Genomic DNA, 15,930 nt, shown 5'->3' on the forward strand with positions numbered 1-15,930 from the left:
GTGCGCCGGTGCCACCGCGCGGCGGCCACCCTCCCGCCCACCCCCGCGCCGGCCAGCAGTGCGCTGACCCAGGAGACGCCGGTGTAGCCCCAGCCGGCGGTGATCACCAGTCCGCCGATCCAGGGGCCGAGGGTGTTGCCGATGTTGAACGCCGAGGTGGCCGTCGCGCCCGCCAGGGTGGGAGCGGCGCCCGCCACCTCGAACATCCGGGCGTTGATGGCGGGGGCGGTGAAGAACGAGGTCACCCCCAGCCCCAGCGCCAGCCCGACGGCCGCCGCCGGCAGGTGCGCGGTGAGCGCCAGCAGCGCCAGTACGGCGGTGGTGGCGGCCAGGCCGGCGTACATGGCGCCGAACAGGTGCGCGTCGCGGACCCGGCCGCCGAGCGCGGCGCCGGTCAGCGCGCCGACCCCGTACAGCGCCAGCACGGTCGGCACCCAGCCCTCGCTCAGGCCGGCGGTGTCGGTGAGCAGCGGGGAGAGGTAGGAGAAGAGGCAGAAGGTGGCGGCGGCGTTGAGCGCGGTGATCACCAGCGCCAGCCACACCTGGCCGTCGCGGTAGATCCGCAGTTCACGGCGGAGTACGGGACGGTCCGCGCCGGTGGGCGGCTGGGTGGGCGGCACCAGCGCCAGCACCCCGGCCACCGCGACCGCCGCCAGGAGGGCCACCGCCCAGAAGGCGGCCCGCCAGCCGGCGTGCTGCCCCAGGAGCGCCCCGGCCGGCACGCCCAGGACGTTGGCGACGCTCAGCCCGCCGATCATCACCGCCATCGCCTTCGCCTTCGCGCCCGCCGGGGCCAGCGACACGGCCACGGCGGCGCCCACCGCCCAGAATCCGGCGCACGCCAGCGCGCTCACCACCCGCGAGGCGAACAGCACCTCGTACGTCGGCGCGAGCGCCCCGGCCACCTGGCCAGCCCCGAAGACGGCCAGCAGCGACACCAGCGTGGTGCGGCGGGGCAGCCGCAGCGTCGCGCCGGCCAGCACCGGGGCGCCGACCACCATGCCGATCGCGAAGGCGGACACCAGCAGCCCGGCCTGCGGAATGGTGACCGACATGTCGCGGGCGATCGGCTGGAGCAGCCCGGCGATCATGAATTCCGAGGTGCCGAGCGCGAACACGGACAGACCCAGGATGTAGACGGCCAGGGGCATACGGGGGCGCCCCGCACGTGGTGGGACGTCCTCGGACGGTGATGTGTCGAGTGCTGGCATGTTCGGGCCCAACATCATCACCGGGGAGAACATTCCTGGTCGGATGCCTTGCCGTCGGCCCGTTCGCCGGAGAGCCGGAGAGCCGGACGGCCCGCGCCGCCGTTCCGCCCGGTGCCGCGCGACGTCGCCCGGTCCGCCGCCGCCGCCGGCGGCGCCGTGCCGTCCGGGCGGATCAGGGGTGGCGGCCGAGCAGCGCCACCAGCCGGTCCTGGGCCCCCGCGCCCTCGCCGGCCTCGACCGGCTCACCGAACAGTCCGGTGTCGCGCAGGGAGTCCGCCACGGGACGCACGGCCTCGTACACGTACCGGGCCAGCTCCTCGTCCAGCCGGTCGTCGGCGCCGATGCCGCGGGCCAGGTCCCACGCGTGCACGGTGAGGTCGGTGATCATCTCGCGGGCGTAGTCGGCGGCCGGCCGCGGGCCGCCGCTGGTGTGCACGTCCTCGTCCAGGGCGCCGGGGCGGTGGAAAGCGGCCCGCGACCCCTCGGCGGCGCGCCGCCACGCGGCCCGCGGGTCGTCGCCGAGGACGTCGCCGTCGAACCGGTCGCCCACCTCCTCCAGCGTCGCGCCCCGCAGCAGCCATGGCGCCCACAGGTGCTCGGCGACCAGGTGGCCGACCAGGTCGCGCACGGTCCACTCGGTGCACGGAGTGGGGTTGTCCCACTGGTCGTCGCGCACCGCGTGGACGCGCCGGCCGAACTCCGCGTATCCGCGCTCGAGGGCGTCGAGTCGTTCCATCGCTCCAGCCTAGGCGCGGCTCACGCGGTGAGCAGGTCGAGCTCCGCGGCCAGGTTGCGGCGGGCGGTGCGCTCCCAGTGCTCCCGGCCGTGGCGGGTGTGGAACAGCGCGGGCAGGTCCAGCAGACGGCGCAGGACATCGGCGCGCCCGGCGCGGAAGGCGTCGTCGGGGACGAAGCCGTACTCCTCGCGGACGGCGGCGGCGTAGGCCGCGTACCCCCGCGGTGATCCGGCCAGCACCGCGAGATCGGCGTCGCAGAGCACCTCGCCGCCCGTGTCGCCGGGGGCCGGATCGTGGCCGGCGGTGAGGCGGACCAGCCGGGCCACCTCGGCGGCCGGTGCGGAGGGGACGCCCGCCTCGGACAGGGCGCGCTCGGCCAGGCGGGCGCTGCGCTCCTCGTTGGTGGAGCGGTCCGGGAGGTGCACCGCGTCGTGGAACCAGGCCGCCAGCGAGACGGTGGCGACCTCCTCGGGGCCGGAGCAGTGCGCGGAGAGCAGGCCGATCCGGTCCAGGACGGCGACCAGGTGATCGGTGGTGTGGTAGCGGCGGTGGGGCTCGGCCCAGCGCGCCAGGAGGTCGTCGGCGTAGGCGTACGGGGAGGGGGTGCCGGCGGGAAGTTCCGCCTCCGGGCGGCGCAGGGCGAGGAAGGTCCGGGTCCAGCGCTCGCGCAGCCCGTCGTGGGCCGGATGGCGGTTCTTCTGCATGGCCATGGCGCAATTGTGTGCCCCGTCTTCACGGTGTGTCCCGCGATGTGGCAGGCTCCGCTATATGTCTAGACCAATCCTCGAAGTGATCGCTCTCGACGCCCAGGACGCGATCGCCGCGCAGACCGGCGGGGCGGACCGCCTCGAACTGGTCGGCGACATGGCCGCGGACGGCCTCACACCCGCCCGGGAGACCTTCGCCGCCGTCCGCGGCGCCACCGGTCTGCCGGTGCGGGTGATGCTGCGCGCGGCGGGCGGATTCGCGGCGGGCGGCGAGGCGGCGCTGGAGGAACTGCGCGAGCGGGCGCGCGGCCTGCGCGAGGAGGGCGCGGAGGAGTTCGTGCTCGGCTTCCTCGACGAGACCGGGCAGCCCGACCTCGCCGCGATCGGCGCGCTCCTCGACGCCGTCCCCGGCTGCCGCTGGACCTTCCACCGCGCCATCGACCACTGCGCCGACCGCGCCGGGCTGCGCAAGCGGCTCGACGGACACCCTGGCCTGGACGCCTACCTCACCGCGGGCTCGGCGGACGGCGTGACGGCGGGCCTGGCCGTCCTGTGCGCCGAGGCGGCCCGCACGGCAGCCGGGGAGCCCGGCTACCTCCCGCTGCTGATGGCCGGCGGCGGCCTGGGTCTCGGCCACGTCCCGGCCCTGCGCGCGGCGGGCGTGACCGCCTTCCACATCGGCGGCGCGGCCCGCCTCGGCGGCTGGGACACCCCGGTCTCCCCGGACGCGGTGCGCACCTGGCGCGAGACGCTGGACGGCTGACCGGGCGGGCCCCGGCCACCACCGCGCCGGGTTCACCGCTGCAGGGCGGGGCTCCGTACCACCGCGGCCTCCGGCAGCCGCCGGACCGGGCCGCGGTCGTCGACGGCCGCCCACAGCGCGACGGCGATGAAGAGCGCCTGCAGGGGGACCCTGAACCACAGGGGCGTGGCCGCGCCGCCGTTGAACACGACACCCTCGACCGCGGCGTGGACGTTGGCCGGGAGCATCAGCGAGAAGAGCACGGCCAGACCGAATCCGGCCGCCGGGCGGGTCGCGGCCAGGACGAGGCCCAGGGCGCCGAGAAGCTCCAGCACACCGGTCAGGTGGACCATGGTGTGAGCCCACGGCACGAACGGCGGGACCATGGCCGCCATGTCCCCGTGACCGGGCATCGGGGTGGCGCCCGAGCTGATGAAGTGCGTGGCGGCGGTGAACGTCAGCATGACCGCCAGGCCGTGCGCGGCCGCGATCCGCCACGTCGAGAACCGGCCGACGCCCAGTGCGCCGAGCAGCCGGAAACCCAGTGCCGGGCCGATGAGGAGCATGAGCGTTCCGAACATGGTCGACCTCCGGAGGACGGGGAGAGGGGGGAAGCGGACGAGCGGGGTCGCGGACGGGACGTCCGCCGTGCCTTGCCGCGCCGTGCCGCTTTCCGGCTGCCTCGGCGCCCACCCGTACTCTTCCACCGGGCCGCTCCCGCGGGGCGTGGTGAAGGTCCCCCGGTGCCGGGGCCGCAGGTCGCCCCTCCGCCGCCCGGCCGGCCCCGGGAGCCGGGACGTTCGGCCCTGGCGGGCCCGCACCGTCCGGTTCCGCCCGGCCGCCCGTTCCACCCGTTCCGCCCGGAGGCCCGTCGCCCGGCCGCCTCACTCCGCGGCCGGACCGCTCCCGCCCGGCCGCCCGGTCGCCGCCCGCCCGGTGCCCAGCCACTCGACGTCCAGCGACCGGACCCACCTGTGGCAGTTGCGGCTGAAGTCCGGCGACGGTACGTCCCGGAAGAGCCCGCCCAGGTCCCCCGGCCCGTCGTCCGGATCGGGCAGGACCATGGCCAGCCGCTGGAGCGAGGGGGAGCTCCGCGCCGCGACCAGTTCGCGGAACTCGCGGTACGTCACGTGCCGCGGGTCGTGCGCCGGGCCGAAGCGCCCCATGAGGTCGTCCAGCCGGGTCGGCTCCCGCTGCACCACGTGGAAGGTCTCGCCCAGACACCGCTCGCGCACCGCCGCCGAGATGAACCGGCTGACGTTGTCCACCGGGGTGAAGTCGCCCCGCGCGCCGGTCTCGAAGCGGACGCCGAGTTCCGCGCACGCCGTCAGGACGAACTCGGCGAGGCTGCCGCCGTGGCTGAGGACGCCGGTGCGCGAGTGCGGCATCACCTCGCCCATGCGGTACAGGCTCACCGGGAGGCCGTACCGCCGCCGGGCCTCGCGCAGCAGCGCCTCGGCGACCCACTTGCTCCGGCTGTAGCCGTCGCCCGGCACCTCCTCGGCCGCGGGGAAGGCGTCCTCACCGGGCACCGGGCCGCCGTGGGACGCGCGGGGCAGGATGCCGAGCGTCGACAGGTGGTGCACGGGGCGGGCCGGCCCGGGGCCGGTGCGGGCGAGCCGGACCACCTCGCGGGTGCCGAGCACGTTCACCGCGCGTAGACGCCGGTAGGGGTAGACGAGGTTCACCTCCGCGCCCGCGTGCACGATCGTGTCCGTCCACTCGGCCAGCTCCCGGAATCCGGAACCGGACAGCCCGAACCCCTCGGCGCCGAGGTCGCCGCGCACGACCCGGACCCGGCCGTCGCCGACGCCGACGGGCAGGCCGTAGTGGCGGGCGCGGGCGTCGAGCCGGGCGCGGGCGGCCGCCTCGTCCCCGGCGTTGACCAGACAGGCGACGGTGGCGGTCGTGGACCGCAGCAGCTCGTCCAGCAGATGGATGCCGATGAAGCCGGTGCCGCCGGTGAGGAGGATGTGCCGGGGCGGGGCGACGGCCGCGGACCGCGGGGACGGTACGGCCGCCGGACGGGCCGGTTCCGGAGCGGCGGCGTCGGCCAGCATCTCCCGGTGGACGGCCGCCTCCCCGGCCTCCGGGCCGCCCCGGGCGATCAGACGGACCTGGGCGGCGACGGTCGGCGCCTCGGCGATGTCCCGCACCGACAGGCGCAGGCCGAACAGGTCGCGCAGGCGCAGCACGAGCCGCTGTGCGCCGAGGGAGGTGCCGCCGATCTCGAAGAAGCCGTCCCCCGGGCCGGGGGTGACGCCCAGGAGCTCGGCCCACAGCGAGCGGACCGCTCCTTCCGGGTCGTCCCCGGGAGCCGGCCCGTCCCCGGCGCCGCCGCTCCCGGGTGCCGCGGCCCGTTCCGCCGCGGCCTGTTCCACCCCGTCCGACCCGTCCAGCAGCCGCGCCAGGGCCCGGCGGTCGGCCTTGCCGTTGGGGGACAGGGGCATGCTCTGGATCCGCACGAACCGGTCGGGTACCAGCTCGGCGGGGAGTAACCTCCCGGCCCGCGCCCTGGTGTCCGCGAGGTCGAGGTCCTCGCGGGCGACCACGGCCGCGACCAGGGTCTGACCGTCCGCCTCGCCCCGCAGCACGACCCGCACGTCCTGGACCCCCGGCAGCGTCAGCAGCGCCCGCTCGACCTCCGCCGGTTCGATCCGCACCCCGCGCACCTTGAGCTGGTCGTCGCGCCGGCCCACGAAGTACAGGCAGCCGTCGGCCCGGTAGTGGCCGAGGTCGCCGGTGCGGTAGAGGCGGTCGCCGGGGATGTCGGGGAAGGGGTTGGGCACGAACGCCGCCCCGGTCCGCTCCGGGTCGCCGAGGTAGCCCAGCCCCAGGCAGTCGCCGCCGATGAGGATCTCGCCGGTCTCGCCCGTGCCCAGACGCCGCATCGAGGAGTCCACGACCACCGCCGAGGTGTTGTCGATGGGGCGGCCGACGGGTATCTCGACGCCGGTGCCGCCGTCACGGCCGGCGTCCGCGGTGACGGTGTGGAAGACACTGCCGATCGACGCCTCGGTGGGGCCGTAGGTGTTGGTGATCGCCGTGCCGGGCAGCAGCCCGTGGAACCTGCGGACCGCCTCCACGTTGATCGCCTCGCCTCCCAGCAGGACGTGCCGCAGGGAGCCGGCCGCCCGCACCAGCGCCGGGTCCGAGGCGAGCAGGTCGACGAGCACGGTGAAGATCGACGGTACGAAGTCGGTGATCGTCACCCCGTGTCGGCCGATCTGGTCGACGGTGCGCTCCAGGTCGAGCAGCCCGTCGCGGCGCGGCATGACGACGCTGCCGCCCATGGTCAGCGGCCACAGCAGCTGCCACAGCGACGAGTCGAAGACCGACCGGCTGTTCTGGAGCGCCACGTGCCCGGCGCCGAACCTGCGGGTCATGTGGAGGAACCGGTTGAGCAGACCGCGGTGCACGTTGAGCGTGCACTTGGGCAGGCCCGTGGTGCCCGAGGTGAAGAAGCCGTAGGCGAGGTCGGTGCGGCCGGGTCGCCCGCCGGCGGGGGCGGCGTCGGCGCCGTCCAGCTTCCGGTGGTCGGCCACCAGCGCGCGGGCGCAGCCGGCCGCCGGGGCCGGGGTGCGCGGGGAGATGACGGCGATGTCGGTGCCCAGGCCCCGCAGCAGCGAGCCGATCCGCTCCCGGGGCCAGCCCGGGTCGAAGGGGATGAAGGGGACCCCGGCCTTCATCGCCGCGACCATCGCGAGCGGGAGTTCCATCCCGTCGCTCACCAGCAGGGGGAGCAGGGTGTCCCGGCGCGCCCCGTGGTCCACGAGCATCGCGGCCAGGGAGTTGGCCCCGCGGTCCAGTTCCCGGTAGCTCAGCGTCGCGCCGCCGTAGTGCAGCGCGTCGGCGTCGGGGGTGGCACGGGCCTGCTCCTCGATCAGGTGCAGGGTCGTCGCGGTGCCCCGCGGGTACGGCACGCGGCGTCCGTTGGGATCGGGCAGCGCGGGCGAGGACGTGCTGGCTGGCATCGTGGACCCCAATCGAGTGTGGTTCCAGGCGTTTCCAGGCGTTTCCAGGCGTTTCCGGGACTGCTCTGCGGTACGGGCGGTGCGAGTGGGGGGTGAGGGCCGTGCGGGCCCTCAGACGGCGGGCAGGACGAGGGCGTGGGAGCGCAGCTCCTCGTAGAAGGGCAGATGGTGCCGGAGGTGGCCGGCCAGCACCGGGCTGTCGTCGACCGTGACGGCGTGGCGCCGGTCGCTCTGCCGGAAGCCGGAGCTGCGGGCGACGTCCCTGTGCCACCGGCTGGTGCGGCTCCACTCGGAGCGCTCCCCCGACTGCCAGGACAGAGCCCGCTCGTCGTAGGGGATGCCGACGGCCTCGCAGTAGGCGCGGACGGTGTCGTCCGGGCGCTCGACGAGGACGTCGGCGTCGACCACGACGGGAGCGCGCCCCGTCTCCCCGCGGACCCGGTCGAATATCTCGTACTGGTGCTCGAAACCGATCTCCGGGAGCTTCACCCCGGGATTCACCGCGTAGTGCGACTCGATGGCGCGCCGCGGGTCGCGGACGATGAAGGTGTGCGTGACGGCCTCGGCCAGCGGCAGTGAGTCGAAGAGGCGGGCGTGCGGGTACTCGGTGGTGTCCTTGAAGAACACCGGCGTCCGCGCCGACTCCTCCGTGAACGCCCGCAGCACCTCCTGCGGCGTGGCCAGGCGCCGTCCGCCGGCCTCGACACCGTGCCCGGCGGCCAGTTCGGAGAACGGCTCGTGGTAGGCGCGGAAGTCGCCGCGCTGCACCATCATCCGGAAGAAGGCCGTCGACATGGACCGCGGCGGGGACCACAGGGCCAGCACCGCCGGCCCCGCGGGGGCGCTCACTGCGACCACTCCGTCGGCTCCCGGTCCCAGCGGTGGGCGCGCAGCTCGCGCATCAGCTCCTCGGGCAGCCGGCGGCCGTCGCTGACCTCGATGTTGGCGGAGACGTGCCCGGGGCGGCGCATGCCGGGGATCACGGTGTGCACGTCGTCGTTGTGCAGGATGAAACGCAGGGCCAGTTCGGGCAGCGTCATGCCGTCGGGGACGATTTCCTTCAGCGCCTCCGCGCGGTCCACGCTGGCGTTCAGGTTCTCGGGCACGAAGTAGGAGGCCCGCCAGTCGCCCTCGGGCCAGGTGGTGTCCTTCGTCAGCGTCCCGGTCAGGGTGCCCTCGTCGAACGGGACGCGGGCGATGACGCCGATGCCCAGCTCCCGGCAGAGCGGGAAGAGTTCGTCCTCGGGGGCCTGGTCGAAGATGTTGTAGATGACCTGGACGGCGTCGATCAGGCCGGTCCGCAGGACCTCCGTCGCGTTCCAGGGCTCCCAGCGGTTGATGCTGATGCCGATCCCGTCGACCATGCCCGAGGACCGCAGCGCCTCCACGGTGGCCAGCCAGCGCTCGTCCCGCGCCCAGTGGTCCTCCCACACGTGGAACTGCATCAGGTCCACGCGGGGGACGCCGAGGTTGCGCAGGCTCTTCTCGGTGTACTCCATGACGTGGTCGTGGGGGAACACGTCGCCGACGTCGGATTTCCTGGTGGAGGGGAACCTGCGGTCCTTGGGGGGGATCTTGGTGAAGGCCCTCAGCCCCTTTTCCGGATTGGCCGCGAGGAGTTTCCCCAGCAGGACCTCGCTGTGCCCGCGGCCGTAGATCCACGCGGTGTCGAACGCGTCGCAGCCGAGGTCCGCGGCGAGCTGGAGGGCGGCGAGACTGGTCTCGTCGTCCGCGCCCTGCCAGCCGCCGGGGCCGGCGCCGACCCCCCACATCCCGTAGCCGATCTCCCCGACCCGCCAGCCCAGCCGGCCGAATGTGCGCTGAAGCATGTCTGTTCCCCTGTGAGCGAGTGGACAGGTGTGAGCGAGTGCGCGGGAAGGCGCGGAAGCCGCCCGCGGGTCATCCGGAGGCGGGCCCGGCGAGGGGCGCCGAGTCCCAGTTGTGGCCGCCTCCGCCGGTGAACCGGCGCTGCCGCAGGACGTCGGCGCCCCCGCCGATCTCTGGCAGCGCCCGCCCGATGACGCCGCCCTTGTAGAGGTCGAGCCGGACGGTGGCGCCGGCCGGGCCGGCGATCTCGGCCAGCCCGGCCCGCGCCGCCCGGGCGGTACGGCCGTGCGCCGTCCCCTCGTAGACGCAGACCGCGAGCTGCCGGGCGAGGAACCGCGCGGTGTCCGCGGCGCCCCGGTCGGTGACCGTCTCGTGGGCGGCGCGTACCGCGTGCGACAGCAGCTCCATGCCCGGCGCCTCGTACACACCGCGGCACTTGGTGCCGTTGATGCGGTGCTCCACCACGTCGGTCAGGCCCAGCCCGTTCCGCCCGCCGACGGTGTTGGCCAGCTCCAGCAGCTCCTCCGGCGGCAGGCGGCGGCCGTCGAGGGCCACCGGGCGGCCGTGCTCGACGGTGACGGAGACCGTCTCCACCCGGTCCGGCGCCTGCCGGGGAGAGGCGCCCATCAGCCGTTCCAGACCCGCCGCCGTGGTGCCCAGGTCCTCCAGGCCGGCGTCCTCGTGGGAGGTGCCCGCGAGATTGCCGTCGACGGAGTGCTCCGCGGTGTTGCCCGGCATGCACACCAGGCCCGCCGAGGCGACATGGCGGGCCATCGCCTCCCGGTCGGGCAGGGCGGCCAGCACCTCCGGGTCGCGCCAGGGGGCGAAGACCGCGAGGTCCGGCGCGAAGTGCGCGCCGTAGCGCTCGAAACGGCGCTGGTCGTTGCCGCCGCCGACGCAGCCGTGCGCCAGTACGCCGGCGCCGGACCGGCGCAGCTCGGGCACCACGCGCTCGACGATGACGGCCCGGGACAGGCCCGTGGTGTTCCAGTAGCCCCCGTCGTAGTGGGCCTGGAAGGCGACGACGTCGAGCGCCGCGTCGGCCATGGGGCGGCGGGCGTCCACCTCGCGCACCGGTATGCCGGCCGCGCGCACCGCGCCGGTGAACTCGCGGAAGCCCTTCCCCGGGCACTGGCCGATGTCGAGGACGAACGCCTCCACGTCGTATCCGCCGCCGTGCAGCCAGGAAGCCAGCGCGAGGGAGGAAAGCCCTCCGGAGAGACAGACTCCGATCTTCCGCCGCTTCAGTTCGGACAGCGAGAGGTCCACCCATCCTCCAGGGGAGATGCGCCTGCGCTCCGGTGTTCGCGCCGGGCTGTGCGGTACGGGGGACATGCTGTCCAACCCGCGCGGGCGGGGGGAAGTGAGCACCGCGGGTCATGATGCTGCAATGCGTAAACCTGAAGGCGTTGTACATGGGCGGAAACCGGGCCAACCCGGAGCCGCCCGGCATCCCGCGCCGCGGCTCGGGGAGCACGCCGTTCAGCCGAACCGGGAGCGCCCGTCCGGCCGCGGGGAGTCCAGAAGCCCGGACCGGGCGAGCAGATAACCCAGCTGGGCCCGGCTGCCGGCCCTGAAGTGGTCGGCGGCCCACTTGATGTGGTTGGCCACGGTGCGGGGGCTCACACCCAGCCGGTTCCCGATCGCCTTGTCGGTGTGCCCCTCCACCATCAGGCGCAGTACGGCCCGCCGGGTCTGGGAGGTGAACGCGTGCGGCTGCCACCGGTCCGTGCCCCGGAACACGGGCTCGGCCCGGTCCCACGCGCAGTCGAAGGCGTTCACCAGATAGCGCACGATCGCGGGGTGGCGCACGGACAGGGCCGCCGGCTGGTGCTCCTGCGCGGCGGGTATGAAGGCGACGGCGCCGTCGAAGACGGTGACCTGGCTGAACGCCTCGGCCAGGGTGCGCACCTCGGCGCCGGCCGCGGTGATCTTCTCGGTGTAGGCGAGCGTCGGGCCGTGGGAGCGCACGGTGTGCTGGTGCAGCACCCGCTGCCGCACCCCTCTGGAGCACAGGTCCAGCGCCTCCGGCAGGGTGCGGGCCAGCGTCTCCTCACTCAGGCCGCCGCCCGGCTGGGCGGTCATCACATCGCTTCCGCAGGACCGGGCGGCCCGGCGCAGGGCCCGGTCGACGGCCTCCTCGCCGAGCAGCAGGTCCGCGGTGCGGTTGACCTCCCGGCCGATCTGCCGGTACGCCGCCTCCGCGCGGGCCAGCACCGACCGGACCGACCGCAGGGCCTGCTCCTGCTCCAGGATGGCCCGCTCGATCGGGCGCGCGAGCCCGGCGGCGGCGATGTCCGGCGGCACCGGCACCAGCGTCCCGGGGGACTCCGGCGACCGGCGCAGCAGCCCCAGTTCCAGCAGGCAGCCGGGTGCCTGCCCGGCGGGCGCGCTGCCCCGGGTCAGCGCCTGACGGTAGAAGGCGTCGCCCTTGTCGCAGATGTCGGACCCCGGGTGGCCGCCCACGGGCCCGGCCACTGCGTCGGCCACGGGCCCGGCCGTGGTTCCGTGCCCGGCTCCGGTCGTGCTGTCTGCCGTACAGGTCGTGACGGTGCACATGTGGCGCTCTTCCAGCTTCCAGGTCCTCGTCCCCCTCCGCCCCGTACCGTGCCCGGCGCGCCCGTGGGGTGGCCGGTCGGGAACGGCGGGTCGGAGAGGGGTCGGTCAGGCGATGGCGACCCTGGCGGCGAGGCCGAGGAAGACGACGCCCGCCAGGCGGTTCAGCCAGGTGCCCGAGCCGGGCCGCTTGCGCAGCCGCTCCCCGATCCGGCCCGAGAGCAGCGCGATCACACAGTCGACCAGAAGTCCGATCACCGTGAACGTCACACCCAGCAGAAGGAGTTGGAGGGCGGGACTTCCGGCGGAGGGCGTGACGAACTGCGGCAGGAAGGCGAGGTAGAAGATGACGATCTTCGGGTTGAGCAGGTTGACGATGGTGGCCCTGCGGAAGACCGTCATCGGTGGCGCGGCCGTGTGCTCTCCGTCGAAGGTGGTCCCCGAGGAGTCCCGCAGCGTGTGCCAGGCCAGGTAGAGCAGGTACACGGCCCCGGCGTAGCGGAGCACCTGGTAGGCCGTCTCCGAGGACTGGACGAGGGTGGCCAGCCCCAGCGCGACCGCGAGGGTGTGGCAGGCCATACCGGCCGACATGCCGAGCGACGCCAGCAGGCCCGCCCTGGTGCCCTGGCTGATGCCGTGGGTGAGGACGTAGACCATGTCGGGGCCGGGAGTGACGCAGATGACCAGCACCGCCATGACGAAAACCGTGTAGGACGCCAGTCCTAACCCGAACATGTTCCCCCTCTGATCCGGCCGACCGTTCGGAACCTAGACAGCCGGGCCACCGCGCGCAACCGGTACCGGTCCGTCGGCTGGATTCCGCCCCCCTGTCGGCGGAACGGGTGCCCGCGAAGGAGAACCCGGCGGCGCGGCCGGAGATCACCTGGTTGAGCACGTCCGAGCCGTCGTTGATCGCCGCGCGCTTGCCCGAGCCCATGCTCAGGCAGAAGCCGCCCTCCTTGTAGAGGTGCGGGTAGCCCACGACGACGACCTCGGCGTTCGGCGCGGCGTTCCCGGCGGCGGACGCGGGGGGCGGCCGGTACGGCGAACGCCGTTGCCAGGGCCAGCAGGGCGGTGGTGAGGAGACGGGGGACGCGCGTGGTTTCCTCCAGGAGACATGCACAGGGGTGTGAGGGGGAGTCACACCATTACCGCCCCGGACCGCTCCTGAAATCGGTGAAATCGCCGGTCCCGACACCCGGTTGGGCGACACGGCGAGGGTTCGTGTGATCGTGTGACGATTACGGAAAGACTCCGGCTGTCACTGTGTGTGTCTACGCTGGCGGGAGTTCGGCCACCGTGACCGACGCGGCCGACGCGGCCGTTCCGCGACAGGGGGAGCCCGCCATGACCGAGCCCGGGCAACTCGACCCGTACGCCTCGCCCAAGACCTTCTACGGCGCGGAACTGCGCCGTCTGCGCGAGGCGGCCGGGCTCACCCAGTCCCAGCTCGGCGAGCGCGCCTTCTGCTCGGGCACCTACGCCGGCCAGTTCGAGACGGCCGTGCGCCGCCCGCAGCCGGACACCTCCAAGCTGTTCGACGAGATCCTCGGCACCGGCGAACACCTGCAACGCCTGTGCCGACTGGCCCGGGAGAACAAGTACCCGGACTACTTCGCCGACGCGGCGGAGCTGGAACAGATGGCGACGGAGATCAGCGAGTACGCGCCGTTGACCGCACACGACCTGAGCACGGCCGTCTGGCGCAAGTCGTCCCACAGCAACGCCGAGGGCGGAAGCTGCGTCGAGGTTGCCGACGGCTTCCCCGGCGTCATACCTGTCCGCGACAGCAAGGCCCCCGAGGGTCCCGTGCTGGTCTTTCCGGCCGCCGGATGGGCGGCGTTCACCGAGACGCTCGGGCGCCCGCGCTGACGGGCGCGGCCGCCCGAGCGGCCTACCGTCCGTCTCGCCGTCAGGCATCACCCCTCTCGCCCCCGCCGCCCAGGGGCTCGGGCAGGGGAGCCGCGTGGACGACCGTGAGGCCGGAGACCGCGCGGGTGAGGCAGACGTACAGACGGCGCAGGCCGGTGCGCTCGTCCGGTTCGCCGTCGACGACGGCGGCCGGCTCGTCCAGGACCACGTGGTCGTACTCCAGGCCCTTGGCCAGGGCCGCCGGGACGAGGGTGAGACGGGCGCCGGCGTCCGTCTCCGTCCCCGGGGCGAGGTGGGGGAGGCCGGCGGCGTCCAGAGCCGCGGCCAGGGCGGGTACGCGGGCGTCGGCGGCGATCAGGCCGATCGAGCCCTCCCGCTCCAGCGCCTCGCGGCAGGCGTCCACCACCGCGCCGTCCAGCTCCTCCACCGCCACCGCCCGTACCCGCAGGGAGCCCGCCGCGTCGCGGATCGAGGTCGCCTCGGACAGGCCCGGCGCGATGTGCGGCAGCAGCCGGGAGGCGTAGGCGATGACCTCGCGCGGCACACGGAAGCCCCGGGTCAGCTCCTCCACCGCCGCGTCCGGCTTGCCCAGGTGGGACAGGGCCTCGGCCCAGCTCGCGGTCGCCCACGGCGTGGTGCCCTGCGCCAGGTCGCCCAGCACCGTCGCCGATCCGGTGGTGCAGCGGCGGCCCACCGCCCGGTACTGCATGGGGGAGAGGTCCTGCGCCTCGTCCAGGACGACGTGGCCGAGCGAGGGGGTGCGCCGCACCAGGTCGGCGGCTTCGTCGATCAGTACGGCGTCGGCGGCCGACCACTTCGCCGACCGCACCCCGCGCGGCGGCTTCGTCCACAGGACCGCCTTGCGCTCCTCGTCGGTGAGGACGCCATCGGAGCACTCGGCCAGGAAGCCGTCGTCCGACAGCAGCCGCAGCACCAGCCTCGCCGGATCGACCTTTGGCCACACGGCCTTGACCAGTGCCTTCACCGCCGCGTCGCGCGCCACCGCGTCCTGCACCCGGTCGTCGGGGGCCTCGCCCGAGCGCTCCATGCGCGTCAGCACGGCGTGCGCGACGCGCTGCGGCAGGGCCTCGCGGGCGGCGCCGTGGCGGATGCCGCGTTCCAGCAGCTCGCGGACGATCTCCTCCAGCTCGTACGCCGGGACGCGCCAGCGGCGCGAGCCGCGGACGACGACGCACGGCTCGGCCGGCATCGTCACGCCCGAGCGGACCGCGCGGCGCAGCACCTCGGCCATGCGGGCGCCGCCCTTGATCCGGGCGGCCTCCGGATCGTCGGTGCCGCGCACCTCCACGCCCGTCGTCCCGGTGACCAGGTCCTCCACGGTCGTCTGCCGCACCGCCAGCTCGCCCAGCGCCGGCAGGACCTGCTCGATGTAGCGCAGGAAGGACCGGTTGGGGCCGATGACCAGCGTCCCGGTGCGGGCCAGGCGCTCGCGGTGCGCGTAGAGCAGATAGGCCACGCGGTGCAGGCCGACGGCCGTCTTGCCGGTGCCCGGCGCGCCCTGGACGCACACGGTGCCGTCGGCGCCGGTGCGGACGATCTCGTCCTGCTCGGGCTGGATGGTGGCGACGATGTCGCGCATCGGGCCGACGCGCGGGCGCTCGATCTCGCGTCTGAGCAGGGCGCCGGCCTTCTCGGCCCCGTCCGGGTCGGACAGGCGCTCGTCCTCGTACGCGGTCAGCTCGCCGCCGGTGTAGCCGAAGCGGCGGCGCAGGTCGACACCCTGCGGGTCCTTCTTCGAGGCGCGGTAGAAGGGCTGGGAGACGGGGGCGCGCCAGTCGATGACCATCGGGTCGCCGTCGGCGTCGTGGACGTGGCGGCGGCCGATGTAGTACCGGGCCGCCGCGGGATCGCCCCGCTCCGGGGCCGCGGGGGACGGCGGGGAGCCCGCGTAGTCCAGGCGGCCGAAGAACAGCGGGGTGCCGGCGAGATCGGCGAGGGCCTCGACCCGGGAGTCGATCTGGCGCTGGAGCACCTCGGCGTTCACCCAGTTGGCGGTGACGTCTCTGATGTCGAGCGACTCGACGTCGTGGCGCATGGCGCGCAGCGCGGTGCGCGAGGCGGCCAGGTGGGCGCGTTCGCGTTCGAGCGGATCGAGCGCGTCGGGGGTGGCGGGCATGTTGCGGCCTCCTGCGGAAAGCGCGCACGGCGGCGGTACGGCGAGCCGCTCGGGCGTGCGGCCGCGCCGCACGCCGGGTGCGGTGGACGACGGGGTCGGAGAGGGACCGCGTACGCCGGTGGGCTGCGGGCCGGCGGGAGCCGCCGGGAGCGCTGCCGCCGGGAGCGC

13 protein-coding genes are annotated in these 15,930 nt (G+C 74.6%); 2 read left to right on the top strand and 11 right to left on the bottom strand.

Annotated elements, in window-relative coordinates:
- The 3 genes from AC2CJA_RS13535 to AC2CJA_RS13545 all read right to left on the bottom strand — a co-directional run.
- A partial coding sequence (locus AC2CJA_RS13535) for a Cmx/CmrA family chloramphenicol efflux MFS transporter (protein ID WP_484602944.1) occupies positions 1–1,211 on the bottom strand: 1,211 nt, incomplete at its 3' end.
- A 172-nt stretch (positions 1,212–1,383) separates the two neighbouring features.
- A complete protein-coding gene (locus tag AC2CJA_RS13540; protein ID WP_484602945.1) occupies positions 1,384–1,947 on the bottom strand; it encodes a TIGR03086 family metal-binding protein in 564 nt (187 codons plus the stop codon).
- A 20-nt stretch (positions 1,948–1,967) separates the two neighbouring features.
- Positions 1,968–2,657, bottom strand: a complete 690-nt coding sequence (locus tag AC2CJA_RS13545; protein ID WP_484602946.1) for an HD domain-containing protein — start codon at positions 2,655–2,657, stop codon at positions 1,968–1,970.
- A 58-nt stretch (positions 2,658–2,715) separates the two neighbouring features.
- On the opposite strand from AC2CJA_RS13545, the gene AC2CJA_RS13550 reads away from it, so the two are divergent.
- Positions 2,716–3,417, top strand: coding sequence for a copper homeostasis protein CutC (locus AC2CJA_RS13550; RefSeq protein ID WP_484602947.1), 702 nt, complete (start codon positions 2,716–2,718; stop codon positions 3,415–3,417).
- 32 nt (positions 3,418–3,449) lie between these two features.
- Here AC2CJA_RS13550 and AC2CJA_RS13555 read toward each other — a convergent pair whose 3' ends face one another.
- The 7 genes from AC2CJA_RS13555 to AC2CJA_RS13585 all read right to left on the bottom strand — a co-directional run bounded on the left by AC2CJA_RS13555 (position 3,450) and on the right by AC2CJA_RS13585 (position 12,488).
- Complete coding sequence (locus tag AC2CJA_RS13555; protein WP_484602948.1) at positions 3,450–3,977, bottom strand: DoxX family protein; 528 nt, start codon at positions 3,975–3,977, stop codon at positions 3,450–3,452.
- Positions 3,978–4,280: 303 nt separating this feature from the next.
- Positions 4,281–7,370: a non-ribosomal peptide synthetase gene (locus tag AC2CJA_RS13560; protein ID WP_484602949.1), complete on the bottom strand. Its 3,090-nt coding sequence runs from the start codon at positions 7,368–7,370 to the stop codon at positions 4,281–4,283.
- A 111-nt stretch (positions 7,371–7,481) separates the two neighbouring features.
- Entirely contained in the window at positions 7,482–8,219 is a 738-nt protein-coding gene (locus tag AC2CJA_RS13565; protein WP_484602950.1) for a sulfotransferase-like domain-containing protein, read from the bottom strand.
- Positions 8,216–9,199, bottom strand: coding sequence for an aldo/keto reductase (locus AC2CJA_RS13570; protein ID WP_484602951.1), 984 nt, complete (start codon positions 9,197–9,199; stop codon positions 8,216–8,218). Before AC2CJA_RS13570 ends, AC2CJA_RS13565 begins: the two co-directional genes overlap by 4 nt.
- Before the next feature lie 70 nt (positions 9,200–9,269).
- Positions 9,270–10,466, bottom strand: coding sequence for an argininosuccinate synthase domain-containing protein (locus tag AC2CJA_RS13575; RefSeq protein ID WP_484602952.1), 1,197 nt, complete (start codon positions 10,464–10,466; stop codon positions 9,270–9,272).
- Positions 10,467–10,679: 213 nt separating this feature from the next.
- Positions 10,680–11,687 (bottom strand): helix-turn-helix transcriptional regulator, encoded by a 1,008-nt coding sequence (locus AC2CJA_RS13580; protein WP_484602953.1) that lies wholly within the window; start codon positions 11,685–11,687, stop codon positions 10,680–10,682.
- A gap of 174 nt (positions 11,688–11,861) precedes the next feature.
- A complete protein-coding gene (locus AC2CJA_RS13585) occupies positions 11,862–12,488 on the bottom strand; it encodes a LysE family translocator (protein ID WP_484602954.1) in 627 nt (208 codons plus the stop codon).
- 612 nt (positions 12,489–13,100) lie between these two features.
- On the opposite strand from AC2CJA_RS13585, the gene AC2CJA_RS13590 reads away from it, so the two are divergent.
- Entirely contained in the window at positions 13,101–13,625 is a 525-nt protein-coding gene (locus AC2CJA_RS13590) for a DUF397 domain-containing protein (RefSeq protein ID WP_484602955.1), read from the top strand.
- 40 nt (positions 13,626–13,665) lie between these two features.
- Here AC2CJA_RS13590 and AC2CJA_RS13595 read toward each other — a convergent pair whose 3' ends face one another.
- Positions 13,666–15,762 carry a HelD family protein gene (locus AC2CJA_RS13595; RefSeq protein ID WP_484602956.1) on the bottom strand — a complete coding sequence of 699 codons (2,097 nt, stop codon included), beginning with the start codon at positions 15,760–15,762 and terminating at the stop codon, positions 13,666–13,668.
- Positions 15,763–15,930: the final 168 nt, after the last annotated feature.

This window comes from Streptomyces sp. ATLC9 (genome assembly GCF_057196705.1).